Source organism: Lentzea sp. NPDC003310 (genome assembly GCF_040610935.1).
Lineage (GTDB): Bacteria > Actinomycetota > Actinomycetes > Mycobacteriales > Pseudonocardiaceae > Lentzea.
The window spans coordinates 122,402-137,865 of the sequence record NZ_JBEXNC010000013.1; the positions used below are offsets into that span (position 1 = coordinate 122,402).

A 15,464-nucleotide genomic window follows, 5' to 3' on the forward strand; every position below is an offset into this window, starting at 1 on the left:
TTCTTGATCACGATCTGCCCGCAACGATTGAGCACTCGGCCCGCTTGGCGGGTAGCGTCGGACAGGTACGCCGGGGGATGCTCGGGTGTGAATCCGGGTCGTCCCCGAACGATAAGAGGGAGGCGAGGCCCGATGAGCGAGATGCGTGTCGTCGGCGTGCGGGTGGAGCTGCCCCAGAACCAGCCGATCCTTCTTCTGCGCGAAACCGAGGGCGAGCGGTACCTGCCGATCTGGATCGGCAGCGTCGAGGCCACGGCGATCGCACTGGAGCAGCAGGGCGTGCGCCCGGCCCGTCCGCTCACCCACGACCTCCTCAAGGACGTCATCGGGGCGCTGGGGCGCAACCTGGAACAGGTGAGGATCACCGATCTGCAGGAGGGCACGTTCTTCGCGGAGCTCGTGTTCGACGGCGACGTGCGGGTGTCCGCGCGGCCCTCGGACTCGGTGGCGCTGGCGTTGCGCGTGGGGGTGCCGATCCACGCCGAGGAGTCGGTGCTGGCCGAGGCCGGCCTGATCATCCCGGACGAGCAGGAGGACGAGGTCGAGAAGTTCCGCGAGTTCCTCGACTCGGTCTCCCCCGAGGACTTCCGCGGAGCGGATACATAGGCACTGTCGCGGAGCGGACACATAGGCACCGTCGCGGGGCAGACTCGCGGTGCGACGCCTGGGACGCCTGTGAGTGAGTTTCGGTGCGTCGCACTCCGTCTCGTATGGGCTGTCGAACGTTCGTTTGGACGTCACCCGACAGGACTACTTTAGGTCGTTATTCTCGCTAAACGATCACTAAACGTCACCTGAACGTCCTAGTTCGGGTGACGGTATGACCCTCCACCTCAGGTTGAGGGTCGTCGCTCCCCGCGCGTCGCGTTGACCTGCCATCGGACCGGTCTTACCGTCGAACTCGAGTGGACGTCGCCGCTTCGCGAGAGTGGACGCGGCGGCTTGACGGTCATGAGTTTCGTGGCCGTTCCGAGGGGAGGCAGGCGTGGTCGAGGAAGCGCCCTTGAGGGCCGAATCCGGGCTGCAGGGTGAACTGTTCCCGGACTCCTCGCTGCCGGACGAGCTCGTCGGTTACCGAGGACCCGCGGCGTGCCAGATCGCGGGCATCACGTACCGGCAGCTCGACTACTGGGCAAGGACAGGGCTGGTCGCCCCGACGGTGCGGATGGCGCACGGCTCGGGCAGCCAGCGGCTGTACTCCTTCAAGGACATCCTGGTCCTCAAGGTCGTGAAGCGACTGCTGGACACCGGCGTCTCGCTGCAGAACATCCGGGTCGCGGTCGACCACCTGCGCCGCCGCGGCGTGCAGGACCTGGCGAGGATCACGCTCTTCTCCGACGGCACCACGGTCTACGAGTGCACCTCGCCGGAGGAGGTCGTCGACCTGCTGCAGGGCGGTCAGGGCGTGTTCGGCATCGCGGTGAGCGGTGCGATGCGCGAGATCTCCGGCACGATCCACGAGTTCCCGGCCGAACGTGCGGACGGCGTCGAGATCGCGCCGATGACCGAGGACGAGCTGACCCGCCGCCGGCGCGAGCGCGCCACCGGCTGATCATGGCCGACCGGCCGTCCCCGGTGGCCGGTCGGCAGCAGCGCGTGGCCGATCGGCGTCCCTACCGTCACGGTCATGACGCACACCCCTTCGTCGCAGGTCGTCAAAGTCCTCGCCGCGGCAGTGCAGCGCGCGTTCCGCCTGGAGTTCGGCTTCCTCGGCACTGAGAACCTGCTGATCTCGCTGATCGACACCACCGGTCCCGGCCGCAAGCTCGGCGTGAGGTCGCTGCGGGCGCAGGCGATGGCACGCGGCACCGAGCACTGGGCGGGCGACGACGGCGGCGTCGTTCCCGAGGCTGATCCGGACGTCACGGCGTTGATGAACGCCGCCTGCGACCATGCCCGCGTGGACACCGTTCTGCCGGTCAGTCGCGCACTGGAGGCGTGTCTCCGTACGGCGATCACGGAAGCGGGCGACGGCGTGCTCACCACGACCCACCTCTCTCTCGCGCTGCTGGCTCAGGACACGGGACGTGCGGCCGACCTGTTCGTCCTGCGCGGGGTGGACGTCGAGGAGACGGCTGCCGCGGTGCGCGCCGACGCCGCGCGGACCTACGCGGAGGTCGAGGAGGCGCCCGCGGTCTGGTTGCTGCGCAAGGCGGGCGCGCTGGAGGGGGAGTCCGGCGGCGGGTACGTGCGCTGGCTGACGCGGCTCGTCGCACGCGGTCAGGGACTGGGCGGGCCGGTGCTGACCGTCGTGCGCAACGAGGCCGAACGGCTCGCGGTCGCCGCCCGGCGCGACCTCTCCTCCCGCGACCTGGTGGCGGCGGTGCTGACGGTCGACGAGCAGGTGCGGGTCGCGGGCCGGACCCTGAAGCCGGAGTTCGAGTCGGGTGGCGCGGCGGCGTTGCGCGCGGCCGGCGTCGACCTGGAGGCGTTGCCCCGGGGCGGGTCCGTCGAACGGGCGGTGGAACGGGCGAAGCTCGTCGCGGCCCGGAGCGGGGACGCCGTGGTGGGCACCCGCCACCTGCTCGTGGCGCTGCGGGACGACCCCGCCGACCCCGTCGCGCCGGCGCTCGCCGGTCTCGCCACTGAGACGTAGGTCGCGTCCCTAGCGACTACCCGGGCTGCCTGCGGGTATTCTTCTCGGGTAGTCGCTGAACTCAGGCGGGAGAGACCGGGTCGCAGAGCCCGGCGCCGAAGGAGCAAGTCCCTCCCCGGGAACCTCTCAGGCATCCAGGACCGCCGAGTGAGACGCCTCTGGAAAGTGGATCCCCGCAAGGGATCCCGCCGACGGTGAAAGCCCGTTCTCGCAACGGGTGAACCTCTCAGGCGCCCCTCGGGGTACGGACAGAGCGGGGAGGGCACCAGGACACGTGTGCCCGCAGCCCCCCGGAGGCGTTTGATGACGCAGGACCGCATTCCGCTCGCCGCTCTCGAGCACGGCACCCCGTTCGCCGACCGCCACGTCGGCCCGCGCCCCGCCGAACTCGCGCGCATCCTCGACGTCATCGGCGTCGGGTCGCTGGAGGAGCTGGCGCAGCACGCGGTGCCTTCGTCCATCCACGAGCGCGACCTCGTGCTGGACCTGCCCGCCCCGGCCACCGAGACCGAGGCGCTCGCGGAGCTGCGCGAGCTCGCGTCGCAGAACCGCCCGATGACCCAGATGATCGGTCTCGGCTACTACGACACCGTGACGCCGGGCGTGATCCTGCGCAACGTCCTGGAAAGCCCCGCCTGGTACACGGCCTACACGCCGTACCAGCCGGAGATCTCGCAGGGCCGCCTCGAAGCGCTGCTGAACTTCCAGACCATGGTGGGCGACCTGACGGGCCTGCCGACCGCGAACGCGTCCATGCTGGACGAGTCGACCGCCGCCGCCGAGGCGATGACGCTGGTGCGCCGCGCCGGCAAGTCCAAGTCGAACAAGTTCGTCGTCGACGCCGACACGCTGCCGCAGACGCTCGCCGTCATCGAGACGCGTGCCGAGCCGCTCGGCATCGAGATCGTCGTCGCCGACCTGTCGCAGGGCATCGAGGGTCTGGGCCTCGGCGGTGACTTCTACGGCGTGCTGCTGTCCTACCCCGGCGCGTCCGGTGTGGTGCGCGACCAGAAGGCGCTGATCGAGGAGATCCACGCCGCCGGTGCGCAGGCCGTCGTGGTCGCCGACCTGCTCGCGCTGACGCTGCTGCGCGCGCCGGGCGAGATCGGCGCGGACGTCGTCGTCGGCACCACCCAGCGCTTCGGCGTCCCGATCGGCTTCGGTGGCCCGCACGCCGGTTACATGGCCGTCCGGTCCGGTCTGGAGCGCCAGCTGCCCGGCCGTCTCGTCGGCGTCTCCGTCGACTCGGACGGCTCGCTGGCCTACCGCCTCGCGCTCCAGACGCGCGAGCAGCACATCCGCCGTGAGAAGGCCACGTCCAACATCTGCACCGCGCAGGTGCTGCTGGCCGTGATCGCGTCCATGTACGCCGTCTACCACGGTCCCGAGGGCCTGAGGTCGATCGCGACCCGCGTGCACCGCCTGGCCACCGTGCTCGCCACGGGCCTGTGCGAGGCCGGGCTGGACGTCGTGCACGGCGAGTTCTTCGACACCGTCGAGGTCCGCGTCGAGGGTCGTGCCGCCGAGGTCGTCGCGAAGGCCCGCGAGGCCGGCATCAACCTCCGTCTCGTGGACGCCGACGTCGTCGCGATCGCCTGCGACGAGAAGACGACCCGCGCGCACGTCATCGCCGTGTGGAACGCGTTCGGTGTCACGGGTGCCGACGTGGACGCGATCGACGCCGACACCGCCGACGGCATCCCGGCCGACCTGCGCCGCACCTCGGACTACCTGACCCACCCGGTCTTCCACGCGCACCGCTCGGAGACGGCCCTGCTGCGCTACCTGCGCGCGCTGTCCGACAAGGACGTCGCCCTGGACCGCAGCATGATCCCGCTCGGCTCCTGCACGATGAAGCTGAACGCCACCGCGGAGATGGAGTCCATCACGTGGCCGGAGTTCTCGACGCTGCACCCGTTCGCGCCGGTCGAGGACGCCGCCGGGCTGCTGAAGATCGTGTCCGACCTGGAGGCGTGGCTCGCCGAGGTCACCGGCTACGACGCCGTCTCGCTGCAGCCGAACGCCGGCTCGCAGGGTGAGTTCGCCGGCCTGCTCGCGATCCGCGCGTACCACCGCGCGAACGGCAACGAGGCTCGCGACGTCTGCCTCATCCCGTCGTCCGCGCACGGCACCAACGCCGCGTCCGCCGTCATGGCCGGCATGCGCGTCGTCGTCGTGAAGTGCGACGACAAGGGCAACATCGACATGGGTCACCTGCGCACCACCGTCGCGGAGCACGCCGACGACCTGGCCGCGATCATGATCACCTACCCGTCGACCCACGGCGTGTACGAGGACACCGTCCGCGAGGTCTGCGGCCTGGTCCACGACGCGGGCGGCCAGGTGTACGTCGACGGCGCGAACCTCAACGCGTTGATCGGCCTGGCCCGCTACGGCAAGTTCGGCTCGGACGTCTCGCACCTGAACCTGCACAAGACGTTCTGCATCCCGCACGGCGGCGGTGGCCCCGGTGTCGGCCCGATCGGCGTGAAGTCCCACCTCGCGCCGTTCCTGCCGAACCACCCGCTGCAGCCGACGGCGGGCCCGGCCACCGGTGTCGGCCCGATCTCCGGCGCCCCGTGGGGTTCCGCGTCGATCCTGCCGATCTCGTGGGCGTACGTGCGCATGATGGGCGGCGACGGCCTGCGTCGCGCCACCCTGACCGCCGTGGCGGCCGCGAACTACGTGGCGCGGAGGTTGGACGAGCACTACCCGGTCCTCTACACCGGCGAGGGCGGCTTCGTCGCCCACGAGTGCATCCTCGACCTGCGCCCGATCACCAAGGCCACCGGCGTGACGGTGGACGACGTCGCGAAGCGCCTCGCCGACTACGGCCTGCACGCGCCGACGATGTCGTTCCCGGTCGCCGGCACGCTGATGGTCGAGCCGACCGAGTCCGAGGACCTGGCCGAGATCGACCGGTTCATCGACGCCATGATCGCCATCAAGCGCGAGATCGACAAGGTCGGCGCCGGCGAGTGGCCCGTCGAGGACAACCCGCTGCGCAACGCCCCGCACACCGCGGCCAGCGTGACCGTCGGCGAGTGGAACCACCCGTACACCCGCGAGGAGGCCGTGTACCCGGCCGGTACCGGTGCTCCGAAGATCTGGCCGCCGGTCCGCCGCATCGACGGCGCGAAGGGCGACCGCAACCTGGTCTGCTCCTGCCCGCCGCTCGAGGCGTACAGCAGCTGATCCGAGTCACGGGAAAGGGGCGCACTCGGGGGTGCGCCCCTTTTCTCATGCTCCGACGGGGCAGGTCTCGTCGCCGCAGTTCTCGTCGGCGCCGATGCCGGGCCGGGACAGGTCGTGCTCGAACGCGAAGTGGAAGCAGTCGGGGTGCATCCGCTCGAACAGCTCGAAGTCCTCGGTCTCCAGCTCGACCGTCTCACCGCAGCGCTGGCAGGTCTGTTCCTCTGACACGCGCTGATGGTCTCACCCCCGCGCGAACAGCACCGCGCCGTCGTCGCCCAGCAGCCACCGGGCCTCGACGGTGAAGCCCGCGTCCCGCAGCCACCCCGCCACCCGCTCGGGCGGGCGCAGGTGGACGTTCACCCTCATCGGGTGCCCGCCGTAGCCCGAGGTCTTGAGGTTCGTGCGGTCGCCGACGTGGAAACCCAGCTGCAGCAGGCCGTCCGGTGCCAGCGCGGCGCGGAAGTGCCCGAACACCACGGGCACGAGCTCGTCCGGCACGTGGATCAGCGACCACCAGCAGAGGATCCCGCCGAGCCCGCCCGGCAGCGGGTCGGTCATCGAGCCCACCTCGAACCGCAGCCCGGGATGCGAGGACCGGGCCAGGTCGATCATCCCGGGGGAGAGGTCCATCCCGAACGCGTCCACCCCGTACCCGTGCAGCAGCGCGGTGGTGTCGCCGGGCCCGCAGCCGACGTCCGCGACCGGCCCGCGCACCTCCTCCGCGAACAGCCGCAACGCTGCCCGCAGGTGTGGCAGGTCGTCGAGCAACCCGCGGGTGAGGTCCGCGTAGCTGGTCGCCACCGTGTCGTAGGAGTCGCGCGTGTCCGTCAGCCAGTCGCCCACGTGCGGAGAACCTACTCGCTGAACGGCTCCGGCCGGTGCCGTCCGAACAACGCGAGCGAGGAGATCCAGACGTCCGGATCACCGTCCCAGTCCAAAGCCTTGATCTGGTCGGCCGACCGCCGTCCGCCGATGGCCCGCATCAGCTCGAACGACGTCGTCCGCAACGTCCCGGCCGGGTCGCCGTGCCCGAGCACCCGGTCGCCGTGCTCCAGGGTGATGCGCAGCGCCGGCACGTCGTTCTCCCGCATCCGCTGGTCGAGCTGCTGCAACGGCTTCACGAGCGCCGCCCGCACCTCGACGCCGTTCCGGTCGCCGGGCACGCCCAGTGCCGCGCGGAGGTCGTGCTCGTGCGCGATCACCTCCGACACCAGGACCGGCCCCATCGGGGTGTCGAAGAGCGGTGCGGCGAGCTCGCGGTTCGCGTCCCACTCGGCGAAGGCGTCGGCGAGGGTGTTGTCGCGGCGGTCGCGCACCTGCCGTTCACCCCACTCGCCCGTCTCGACGCCGTCGAACCGGCGGTCCGCGAAGTCGCGCAGACCGCCGGCGAGGTGCGCCACCACGTCCTTGACCGACCAGCCGGGCGTCGCCGCCACGGGCGTCTGCGGGTCGTGGCCCTCGACGAGCGAGGCGATCCGCTGCTTGGCCGCGTCGTAGATGGGGGCGTTGGTCATCGTCAGACCTCGTACTCCAGGGTGTAGGTGCCGCTGCCATCCTCCGCCCAGTCCACCGTCACCGCACCTCGCGCGTTGAGGAACTTCCCGGTGCCGTCGACGATCTCGGTCGTACCCTCCACAGCGGACCGGTAGGCGCCGACGTGCCGCAGCACCAGCGTGCCGTCGTCGGTGACGACCTCCTCGATCGCGGTCGTCCACGCGACGTTCTCGCCGTAGTACATGAGGTACCGGCAGCTGCCGACACCGCTGATCTCGCCGCCGTAGGTGAACTGGACGTGTGCCTCGGTGAGCTTGCGGCCCTCCACGTCGGCGTAGGGCCGGCCTTCCCACGTCTTCTCGTCCCAGCTCTTCACGGCGATGGTTCCTGTTGCCTTCATGGACGCCACTCTGCTGGTAATTCCTGACAGAACGTGTCAGGTTCATCCCATGAAATCCGGCAGGCTCATCCAGGTCCTCCTGCTCCTGCAGTCGCGGGGCCGGATGACGGCGGACGAACTGGCGGCCGAGCTGGAGGTCTCGCCGCGCACGATCTACCGCGACGTCGAGGAGCTGTCCGCCGCGGGCATCCCCGTCTACGCCGACCGCGGCCCGGCGGGCGGCTACCGGCTCGTCGACGGCTACCGCACCCGGCTGACCGGCCTCACCACCGACGAGGCGCAGTCGCTGTTCCTCGCGGGCCTGCCCGGACCCGCGGAGGCGCTGGGGCTCAAGGAGTTCGCGGCCGCAGCGCAGCTCAAGCTCCTCGCCGCGCTGCCGACCGAGCTGCGCTCGCGTGCCGAGCAGATCCGCGGGCGCTTCCACCTCGACACCCCGACGTGGTTCCGCGGCGACGAGCCGACCGAGCACCTCGCCCCGATCGCCGACGCGGTCTGGGAACAGCGCCGGGTCCGCATGACCTACCAGCGCTGGGGCAGCGAGACCGTGGAGCGCGAGGTCGACCCGTACGGGCTCGTGCTGAAGGCCGGGACCTGGTACTTCGTCGGCAGCGGCCGCACCTACCGCGTCTCGCGCGTGCTCGCGCTGGAGGTCACCGCCGACACGTTCGACCGCCCGGAGGACTTCGACCTGGCGGCGTTCTGGGCCGACTGGTCCGAGCGGTTCGAGGCCCGCATGTACGGCGAGCGCGTCACGGTCCGCATGACGCGGTCCGGCCTGGACAAGACCCAGTACCTGCTCAGCGGCTACCAGGCGCGGGTCGTGCGCGAACTGGATCCGCGGCCGGGGGAGGAGTTCGGCTTCCCGACCGAGTCGACCCGGCACGCCGTCGCTGACCTGCTCAAATTCGGCGCGGACGTGGAAGTGTTGGCACCGAACGACTTGAGGGCCGACATCGCCGCGACAATCAAGGCGATGCACGACGTCTACAACGGTGCGAAGCTACCCGCATGGTTCCGCTGATCTCGTTGAACAACGGAGTACGGATCCCTCAACTCGGCTTCGGCGTCTACCAGGTGCCGGAGGAGCAGGTGGCCGGTGCGGTCACCACGGCCATCGAGGCCGGTTACCGCAGCATCGACACCGCCGCGGCCTACGGCAACGAGTCCGGTGTCGGCGACGCCATCGCCGGCATCCCCGACCTGTTCGTCACGACCAAGCTGTGGAACGCGGACCAGGGCCACGACGCCACGCTGCGCGCGTTCGACGAGAGCGCGCGGCGCCTGCGCCGCGACGTCATCGACCTCTACCTCATCCACTGGCCTACCCCGGAGCGCGACCTCTACGCCGAGTCGTGGCGCGCGATGGAACGCCTCTACGCCGACGGTCGCGTGCGCGCGATCGGCGTGTCCAACTTCCACACCCCGCACCTGCAGCGCCTGTTCGACGAGTTCCCGACCACCCCGGCGGTGAACCAGATCGAGCTGCACCCGTTGCTGCAGCAGGAGGAGATGCGCAAGGTGCACGTCACCCACCGCATCGTCACCGAGGCCTGGTCGCCGCTCGCGCAGGGCGCGCTGCTGCGGCAGCCGGACCTCACCTCGCTCGCCGAGAAGTACGGCAAGACCCCGGCCCAGATCGTGCTGCGCTGGCACGTCCAGCTGGGCATCGTGGTGATCCCGAAGTCCGTCACGCCCTACCGGATCAAGGAGAACATCGACGTCTTCGACTTCGAGCTGGCCCAGGACGACATGCTCGTGATCACCGAGCTCGACAACGGCACGCGCACCGGCCCGGACCCCGACCGCTTCAACGCCGCCTGAGCGGTCGCGCCCGGTCAGGCGTTAGTCGACAGCACCTGGCCGAGCGCGGCCTCCACGCCGCTCTCGTTCTCCACCACCGACACCGACCCGCCGGTGGTCTGCGCGATGTCCGTCAGCGCCGCCTTGTCCACCTCGCCGCCGATCGCGATGAAGCTGACCGGCAGGTCCGTCCCGTGCAGCTGCGCCTTGAGCGCCGCCAGGTCGATGCCGCCGTCCGGCGTGCCGTCGGTGATCACCACGACCCGGTTGACCCGCCCGGCCACGAACCCGTCGTGCGCCGTCTCGTAACAGGCCGCGAGCGCGCTGTAGAGCTGCGAGCCGTCCGCGGTCTTGAGCCCGTCGATCGACCGGCGCAACGCCTCGCGCTTCTCCCCGACCGGCCCGGTCGCGACCAGCTGCTTGTACGGCTTGGACCCGTCGCGGTCGCGGGCGAAGTCCCACAGCCCGAACGACCCCGACACCGCGCGGTCGACCTGGCCGCGCAGGGCCGCCTTCACCTTGTCCAGCCTGGGTTTCATCGACGTCGACACGTCCGTCAGGACCGTGACGACCTGCCCGCCGCGGTCGGCGGACTGCCACGCCGAGGAGATCTGCTGCGTGGTCGTCGCGTCGGCGGCGACCAGGTTCTCCGTGACGGCGGACCAGGACACGCCCGGCGAGGGCGACGGGCGGTCCTGAGTGGACTCGACGCGCAGGCCGCCGCGCGCGAGCACCGCCTGCTGCGCGGGTTCGGTCATGAAGTCGCGGAACGCCTGCGCCGCACGCTCTTCCGCCTCGCCGACCTCGCTGCCGCCGAGCGCGACGTACGGGAAGTCCGCCACCGGAGCCGGTCCGGCGGGCAGCACGCCCACCAACGGCTTCGACGGCGCCTCCTTGCCCGTGTTGTGCTTGAACAGGTCCACTTCGGACACCGGCGTGACGGAGAAGCCCGCCGCGTTCACGGTCGCGCTGTCACCCAGGCGCCCCAACGCGTCACGCGTCGTCGCGGGCACCTCCGGCGGCACCGCGGCCGCGAGCTTGGTCAGCGCGCCCTTCGAGGCGTCCGACGCGAGCGACTCCGCCGTGACCGGGCCCTTGCCGCCGGCCAGCGCCGCCTGGATCGCGAGCGCGGACGCCGTGTTCGCGGCCGGGTCGGGCATCGCGACGCTGAACCGGCCCCACGACTGGCCGTACTTGCTCCAGTCCGTGACCTCGGGCATGTCCGTCCAGCGGAAGTCCTTGAGGACCGGTGCGGCGGCCTCGGGGGCGGCGAGCAGCACCGGTGACGTGCCGACGGACTTCGGCGGCGAGCCGACCAGCTTCGCGTTCAGCGCGGAGAGGCGGTTGGCCCAGAGCGTCGAGTCGGGCAGCCACGCGTGCGGCCGCTTGCCGAGCTTCGTCTCGTCCCAGGCCGTCGTCAGACCCTCGAGCACCGCGGAGGAGTCCGCCGAGGTCACCTCGATGGCGATGCAGTGGTCGTACACGACCGGCCGGGTCTTGCTGTACTCCTGCGCGACGTCCCGGACGGCGCCGGCGACGCTGGGCGTCACGGACACGCGCAGCACCGAGTCGCCTTCGCTGCAGTTCTGGGCCAGGGCCTGCGAGCGCTTGTCGAGCACCCCGCCGGCCCACGACAGCGCGAGCCAGCTGAGGCCGAGCAGCACCACGAGCACGACGATGAGCACGGGCCACTTGGCGATTCCGCGCTTCACCTTCGCCCGCAGAGCGCGGTGTCGAGACATCGATCCCTCACAACTACTCAGCGGCCCCCGACGACCGCCAATCACGCTAACAGGTGAACTCAGTCAGACGAGTGAAGTCACTGCAAGTATCGACTGGCAAACGAAGATGAGCCGTTCTCGCAACGGTCGGGCCCGCTCGGCGAACGCCGCCTGTCTGCGCGCGTACTCCGCACGTCCCTCCGCCGTCTCGATCCGCACGGGCGCGTAGCCCAGCCCCGCGAGGTCGTACGGCGAGGCCTGCATGTCGAGTTCGCGCACGTCAGCGGCCAGTTCGAAGCAGTCGGCCACCAGCTCCGAGGGCGTCGCGGGCTCCAGCTTGTACGCCCACTTGAACAGGTCCATGTTCGCGTGCAGGCAGCCCGGTTGTTCGTTCTGCAACTGTTCGTCGCGGGTGGGCTGCAGAGCGTTACGCGGCCGGGCGGGTGGCGTGAAGAACCGGAACGCGTCGAAGTGCCCGCACTGGATCCGGCTCGCCTCGACCACCTCGTCGGTCCCGGCGCTGCCCAGCCGCAACGGCCACGCGTTGTGCCGGACCTCCTCGGGCTGCTGCCGGTAGACCATCGCCCACTCGTGCAACCCGAAGCACCCGAGCCGGGCCGGGCGGCTGAGCGTCGCCGTGAGCAGCCCCTGCACGAAGTCCAGCGTCTTGGCGCGCTGCCCGACGAAGCTCTCCACGTCGAGCGTGACGCCCTCGGCGACCGCCTTGTAGTGCGGGAACTCCAGGTACTCGGCCGCGTCCTCGAGGATCACGCCGGGCCCCGGATGCCACCGTTCGAGCCGCACGGGCCGATGGCTGTAGTACGTGAAGAGGAAGTCGATGACCGGGTGCTTCTCCTTGCGGAGCTTCCGCTCCTGGTGCGGACCCGTGAACCGGCGCATGCGCGCGAGGTGCGCGTCGCGGGATTGGTGCCATTCGGCTCGGGTCAGGACCTCCACGGACGGTTACCGTACGCGCATGGTGAAGAGCCAGGCCGCCACGGTCGCCCAGTACCTCGCCGAACTGCCCGACGAGCAGCGCGCGGAGGTCGAGGCCGTGCGCGAGGTCGTCCTCGCGAACCTCCCCGCCGGCTACGTGGAGATGATGGACTGGGGCCTGATCGTCTACGCGGTGCCGCTGGAGGTGAGCGGCCCCACGTACAACAAGAAGCCGCTGCTCTACGTCGCTTTGAGCGCCCAGAAGCGGTACTACTCCCTCTACCTGACCACGGTGATGGCGGAGTTCGAGGAGTCATTCCGGGCCAGGTGGGCCGAGACCGGCAAGAAGCTCGACATGGGCAAGGCCTGCGTGCGCTTCAAGCGGAGCGCGGACCTCGCCCTCGCCGTCGTGGCCGAAGAGGTGGCGCGCCTGTCCGTGCGCGAGTTCGTCGACTGGCACGCCGCGAGCAGGGCTAAACAGGAGGCACGAGCCCGGTGAACGTCCGCGCGCCGTGGCAGTGCGGGCACTCCCGCCCGTTGTCGACGGTCCGCGACGCGCCCCCGATGATCGCGAGCGTCGGCGCCGCGATGTAGCTCGCACCCCCGCACAGGTGGCACACCGTGCGCGGCTCGGGCGTGACGGCGAAGAGGTCGTCCGGGTCTTCCTCGTCCTCGAAGTCGTCGTCCTCGGCGAACTCGTCCTCGTCGTCCTCACTCATGCCGCCCAACCTAGTGGACCGGCTCTCCCGCACGGCTGAGCGACTCGACGGTCGCGTCCTGCCCGCAGTGCGCACACACGACCCGCGGCTCCAGCACATGACCGCACGAGTGCTGGTACACGAGCGGGAGGGGCCCCTGCGTCACGTACGCGTCGCCCCACTCCTTGAGCATCAGGAACACGTGGTGCAGCGCCCGCCCCGACTCCGTCAGGTGGTACTCGTGCCGCGGCGGGTGCTCGGAGTACTGGCGCTTCTCCAGCAGCCCGGCCGCGACGAGCTTCTTCAGCCGCGCGGTCAGCACGTCCCGGGACGCGCCGGTGTTCGCGACGATCTGGTCGAACCGCGTGTTGCCGAAGAAGACCTCGCGCAACGCCAGCAGCGACCAGCGCTCGCCCACGACTTCGAGTGCGTTCGCGACGGAGCAGCTTCGAGGTGCCATGTGACCATCCTAGCAGTGAGTTGGCAAATCCAACTTACCTCGCTAACGTGAGTTGGGAAGTCCAACTCAGGAGGTAGTCATGGGATTCGACGGTGCAGTGGTGCTGGTGACCGGTGCCAACCGCGGGCTCGGCCGCGCGTTCGCACAGGAGTTCGTGAAGCGCGGCGCGAAGGTCTACGGAGGCGCCCGCAACACGGCGTCCGTGGTGGACGAGGGCGTCCTGCCGGTCCAGCTGGACGTGACCGACGACGCGTCCGTGGCCGCCGCGGCCAAGGAACTGGGAGATGTCACGATCGTCGTCAACAACGCCGGCGTCACCGGCCCCGGCGCGGCGGTCGACGACATCAAGTCGGAGTTCGAGGTCAACTTCTACGGCGTGGTCCGCACGACGGACGCCTTCGCCCCCGTGCTGAAGGCCAACGGCGGCGGCACCCTCGTCAACGTGCTGAGCATCCTGTCGTGGCTCGGCTACCCCGGCGCCCGCGGCTATGCGGCGTCGAAGGCGGCGGCGTGGTCGTTCACGAAGTCGACCCGCGACGCGCTGCGCGAGCAGGGCACCCACGTGGTCGGCGTGCACGTCGGGTACATCGACACCGACATGGCGGCGCACATCGACCAGCCCAAGGTCGCGCCGGCCGACGTGGTCTCGCAGGTGCTGCGGGCGATCGAGAACGGTGAGGACGAGGTGCTGGCGGACGAGGGCACGCGCGCGGTGAAGGCTTCACTGGCCTCGTGAGGGGGAGTGGGGCGGGCGGCGGTTCGCGGACGATGCCGCGCGGCGGCCCGCAGACCGCCGGCCCTGCGTGCCCGCGCCGTTCACCAGCGACCCGCCTCGCGGCGGCCACCTGGCGGCGGTCCACCTCGCGACGGGTCACCTAACGGCGGCCACCTCACAGCGGCCGGCCTGCGGCTCGCCGCCCCTACGTCCCGAGCTCCCGGCTCGAGCCTCCGCCCGAGCCCCCGGCCCGAGCCCCAGCCCTGGCCCCCGGCCCCGCCCCCCATCCCGCCCGCAACCCCACCCGCGGCGCCCTCACTCGCCCCGCGAACCCGCCTCCGCCCGGCGCAGCTCCCACACGACGTCCACCCCGACCCGCCGCCCGATCGGCTCCACGCGCGACGGCGTGCGGCGCTCGACCTCGGTGAACCCGAGCCGCCTCGGCACGCCACTGCTCGCCACATTGGCCTCGTCGTGCCAGATCTGGACCCTGCGCACGCCACCCAGCCCGAACGCGAACTCGACGAGTTCCGCCGTCGCCGCGGTGGCGTGACCCTGTCCGGTGTGCCCGGGGTGCAGCCAGTAGCCGATCTCCACCAGGTCGCGCGGGTCGCGGCGCATCACCGTCGCCACGCCGACGATCGCGTCGTCGACGGTGATGGCGTGCGGGAAGGCGGTGCCGTTCGCCCACTCGTCCGCGGCCTCGCGGAGGAACGCGGCGGCGGTGTCCGCGTCGTAGCCGTTGGCCGCCCACGGAGCCCATGGCCGCAAGTGCGCCAACGACTCCGTGACGGCCCGGACCAGCTCGTCGGCGTCGGCCTCAGTCAGTCTCCGCAGCTTCATACTTCACCTTGTAGCGCAGGTGCGTGACCGAGCTCGACTCGATTACCGAGAGCGGGCCCTCCAGCTCGTAGCCGCGGCCGGGCGCGAAGAACGGCGTGCCGCCGCCCAGGATCACCGGCACCAGGTCGAGGAAGATCTCGTCCACCAGGCCCGCGTCGATCGCCTGCCGCGCGATCTCGCCGGAGTTCAGTCCCACGCCCTTGGTGCCCGCGTACTTCTGGGCTGCCGCGACGGCTTCCTCGATGCTGCCGTTGATGAACGTGAAGTGCTCGTTGTTCTCCAACGGCCGATGGGTGAGCACGACGGTGTGCACGCCCATCGGGTGCTGGCCGCCCCAGCCGTTCGTGAAGTCGTAGAGCTTGCGCCCCACCACCAACGCGCCGGTCGCCTCGATCAACCCGCTGTAGTGCGCGGCGCTCGCTGGCGTGAGGTGCACGGTCATCGCGCCCGTGGGCACCGTGAACGCCACGTCGCCGGCCTCGTACCAGGCGAACAGCTTGTCGAAACCGGAGAAGTCCGGGCCCGAGACGTAGCCGTCGATCGAGGTGCTGGCGCCCGTGTAGACCTTGCCCATGTCCTGTGCCTCCCTGTGTGGTCGTGTCACAG

At 70.6% G+C, this 15,464-nt stretch carries 18 protein-coding genes and 2 riboswitches; of the genes, 8 read left to right on the forward strand and 10 right to left on the reverse strand.

Going from position 1 to position 15,464, the window contains the following annotated elements; all coding sequences use genetic code 11:
• Positions 1–132 precede the first annotated feature (132 nt).
• From ABZX02_RS26795 to gcvP, 4 genes are all read left to right on the forward strand, one after another.
• On the forward strand, positions 133–606 hold the full coding sequence (locus ABZX02_RS26795; RefSeq protein ID WP_030468959.1) for a bifunctional nuclease family protein: 474 nt from the start codon (positions 133–135) through the stop codon (positions 604–606).
• A gap of 379 nt (positions 607–985) precedes the next feature.
• On the forward strand, positions 986–1,552 hold the full coding sequence (locus tag ABZX02_RS26800; protein WP_355301835.1) for a MerR family transcriptional regulator: 567 nt from the start codon (positions 986–988) through the stop codon (positions 1,550–1,552).
• Between the two features lie 75 nt (positions 1,553–1,627).
• A complete protein-coding gene (locus tag ABZX02_RS26805) occupies positions 1,628–2,596 on the forward strand; it encodes a Clp protease N-terminal domain-containing protein (protein WP_355301837.1) in 969 nt (322 codons plus the stop codon).
• A 56-nt stretch (positions 2,597–2,652) separates the two neighbouring features.
• Positions 2,653–2,749, forward strand: a riboswitch (glycine riboswitch).
• A gap of 3 nt (positions 2,750–2,752) precedes the next feature.
• A riboswitch (glycine riboswitch) is annotated at positions 2,753–2,850 on the forward strand.
• Positions 2,851–2,899: 49 nt separating this feature from the next.
• Positions 2,900–5,791 carry an aminomethyl-transferring glycine dehydrogenase gene (gene gcvP / locus ABZX02_RS26810; protein ID WP_355301839.1) on the forward strand — a complete coding sequence of 964 codons (2,892 nt, stop codon included), beginning with the start codon at positions 2,900–2,902 and terminating at the stop codon, positions 5,789–5,791.
• Positions 5,792–5,836: 45 nt separating this feature from the next.
• On the opposite strand, the gene ABZX02_RS26815 is transcribed toward gcvP, so the two are convergent.
• From ABZX02_RS26815 to ABZX02_RS26830, 4 genes are read right to left on the reverse strand one after another with little or no spacing between them, the layout of a single operon-like run.
• Positions 5,837–6,019, reverse strand: a complete 183-nt coding sequence (locus ABZX02_RS26815) for a hypothetical protein (RefSeq protein ID WP_355301843.1) — start codon at positions 6,017–6,019, stop codon at positions 5,837–5,839.
• Positions 6,020–6,031: 12 nt separating this feature from the next.
• Positions 6,032–6,634, reverse strand: a complete 603-nt coding sequence (locus tag ABZX02_RS26820; protein WP_355301845.1) for a class I SAM-dependent methyltransferase — start codon at positions 6,632–6,634, stop codon at positions 6,032–6,034.
• A gap of 11 nt (positions 6,635–6,645) precedes the next feature.
• Positions 6,646–7,305, reverse strand: coding sequence for a maleylpyruvate isomerase family mycothiol-dependent enzyme (locus ABZX02_RS26825; protein WP_355301847.1), 660 nt, complete (start codon positions 7,303–7,305; stop codon positions 6,646–6,648).
• Positions 7,306–7,307: 2 nt separating this feature from the next.
• Positions 7,308–7,685 (reverse strand): DUF3224 domain-containing protein, encoded by a 378-nt coding sequence (locus ABZX02_RS26830; RefSeq protein WP_355301849.1) that lies wholly within the window; start codon positions 7,683–7,685, stop codon positions 7,308–7,310.
• 49 nt (positions 7,686–7,734) lie between these two features.
• Here ABZX02_RS26830 and ABZX02_RS26835 point away from each other — a divergent pair, with 49 nt between their 5' ends.
• Positions 7,735–8,706 carry a YafY family protein gene (locus ABZX02_RS26835; RefSeq protein ID WP_355301851.1) on the forward strand — a complete coding sequence of 324 codons (972 nt, stop codon included), beginning with the start codon at positions 7,735–7,737 and terminating at the stop codon, positions 8,704–8,706.
• Complete coding sequence (locus tag ABZX02_RS26840) at positions 8,694–9,506, forward strand: aldo/keto reductase (RefSeq protein WP_355301853.1); 813 nt, start codon at positions 8,694–8,696, stop codon at positions 9,504–9,506. The genes ABZX02_RS26835 and ABZX02_RS26840 overlap by 13 nt, the downstream gene beginning before the upstream one ends.
• Before the next feature lie 14 nt (positions 9,507–9,520).
• Here the strand turns inward: ABZX02_RS26840 and ABZX02_RS26845 are convergent, their stop codons facing one another.
• Positions 9,521–11,227 (reverse strand): substrate-binding domain-containing protein, encoded by a 1,707-nt coding sequence (locus tag ABZX02_RS26845; RefSeq protein ID WP_355301855.1) that lies wholly within the window; start codon positions 11,225–11,227, stop codon positions 9,521–9,523.
• 63 nt (positions 11,228–11,290) lie between these two features.
• Positions 11,291–12,106 (reverse strand): 3-methyladenine DNA glycosylase, encoded by an 816-nt coding sequence (locus ABZX02_RS26850; protein ID WP_355302154.1) that lies wholly within the window; start codon positions 12,104–12,106, stop codon positions 11,291–11,293.
• A gap of 76 nt (positions 12,107–12,182) precedes the next feature.
• Between ABZX02_RS26850 and ABZX02_RS26855 the strand changes: the two genes are divergently transcribed.
• Positions 12,183–12,641 carry a DUF1801 domain-containing protein gene (locus tag ABZX02_RS26855; RefSeq protein WP_355301857.1) on the forward strand — a complete coding sequence of 153 codons (459 nt, stop codon included), beginning with the start codon at positions 12,183–12,185 and terminating at the stop codon, positions 12,639–12,641.
• Here ABZX02_RS26855 and ABZX02_RS26860 read toward each other — a convergent pair.
• Together ABZX02_RS26860 and ABZX02_RS26865 are read right to left on the reverse strand one after the other, a co-directional pair.
• Complete coding sequence (locus ABZX02_RS26860; protein ID WP_355301859.1) at positions 12,616–12,861, reverse strand: hypothetical protein; 246 nt, start codon at positions 12,859–12,861, stop codon at positions 12,616–12,618. The two genes, ABZX02_RS26855 and ABZX02_RS26860, sit on opposite strands and share 26 nt — an antisense overlap.
• Positions 12,862–12,871: 10 nt before the next feature.
• Positions 12,872–13,300 carry a helix-turn-helix domain-containing protein gene (locus ABZX02_RS26865; protein WP_355301861.1) on the reverse strand — a complete coding sequence of 143 codons (429 nt, stop codon included), beginning with the start codon at positions 13,298–13,300 and terminating at the stop codon, positions 12,872–12,874.
• A 79-nt stretch (positions 13,301–13,379) separates the two neighbouring features.
• Here ABZX02_RS26865 and ABZX02_RS26870 point away from each other — a divergent pair, with 79 nt between their 5' ends.
• Complete coding sequence (locus ABZX02_RS26870; RefSeq protein ID WP_355301863.1) at positions 13,380–14,036, forward strand: SDR family oxidoreductase; 657 nt, start codon at positions 13,380–13,382, stop codon at positions 14,034–14,036.
• A gap of 294 nt (positions 14,037–14,330) precedes the next feature.
• Here the strand turns inward: ABZX02_RS26870 and ABZX02_RS26875 are convergent, their stop codons facing one another.
• Positions 14,331–14,858: a GNAT family N-acetyltransferase gene (locus ABZX02_RS26875; RefSeq protein WP_355301865.1), complete on the reverse strand. Its 528-nt coding sequence runs from the start codon at positions 14,856–14,858 to the stop codon at positions 14,331–14,333.
• Complete coding sequence (locus ABZX02_RS26880; protein WP_355301866.1) at positions 14,836–15,432, reverse strand: dihydrofolate reductase family protein; 597 nt, start codon at positions 15,430–15,432, stop codon at positions 14,836–14,838. Before ABZX02_RS26880 ends, ABZX02_RS26875 begins: the two co-directional genes overlap by 23 nt.
• Between the last annotated feature and the right edge of the window lie 32 nt (positions 15,433–15,464).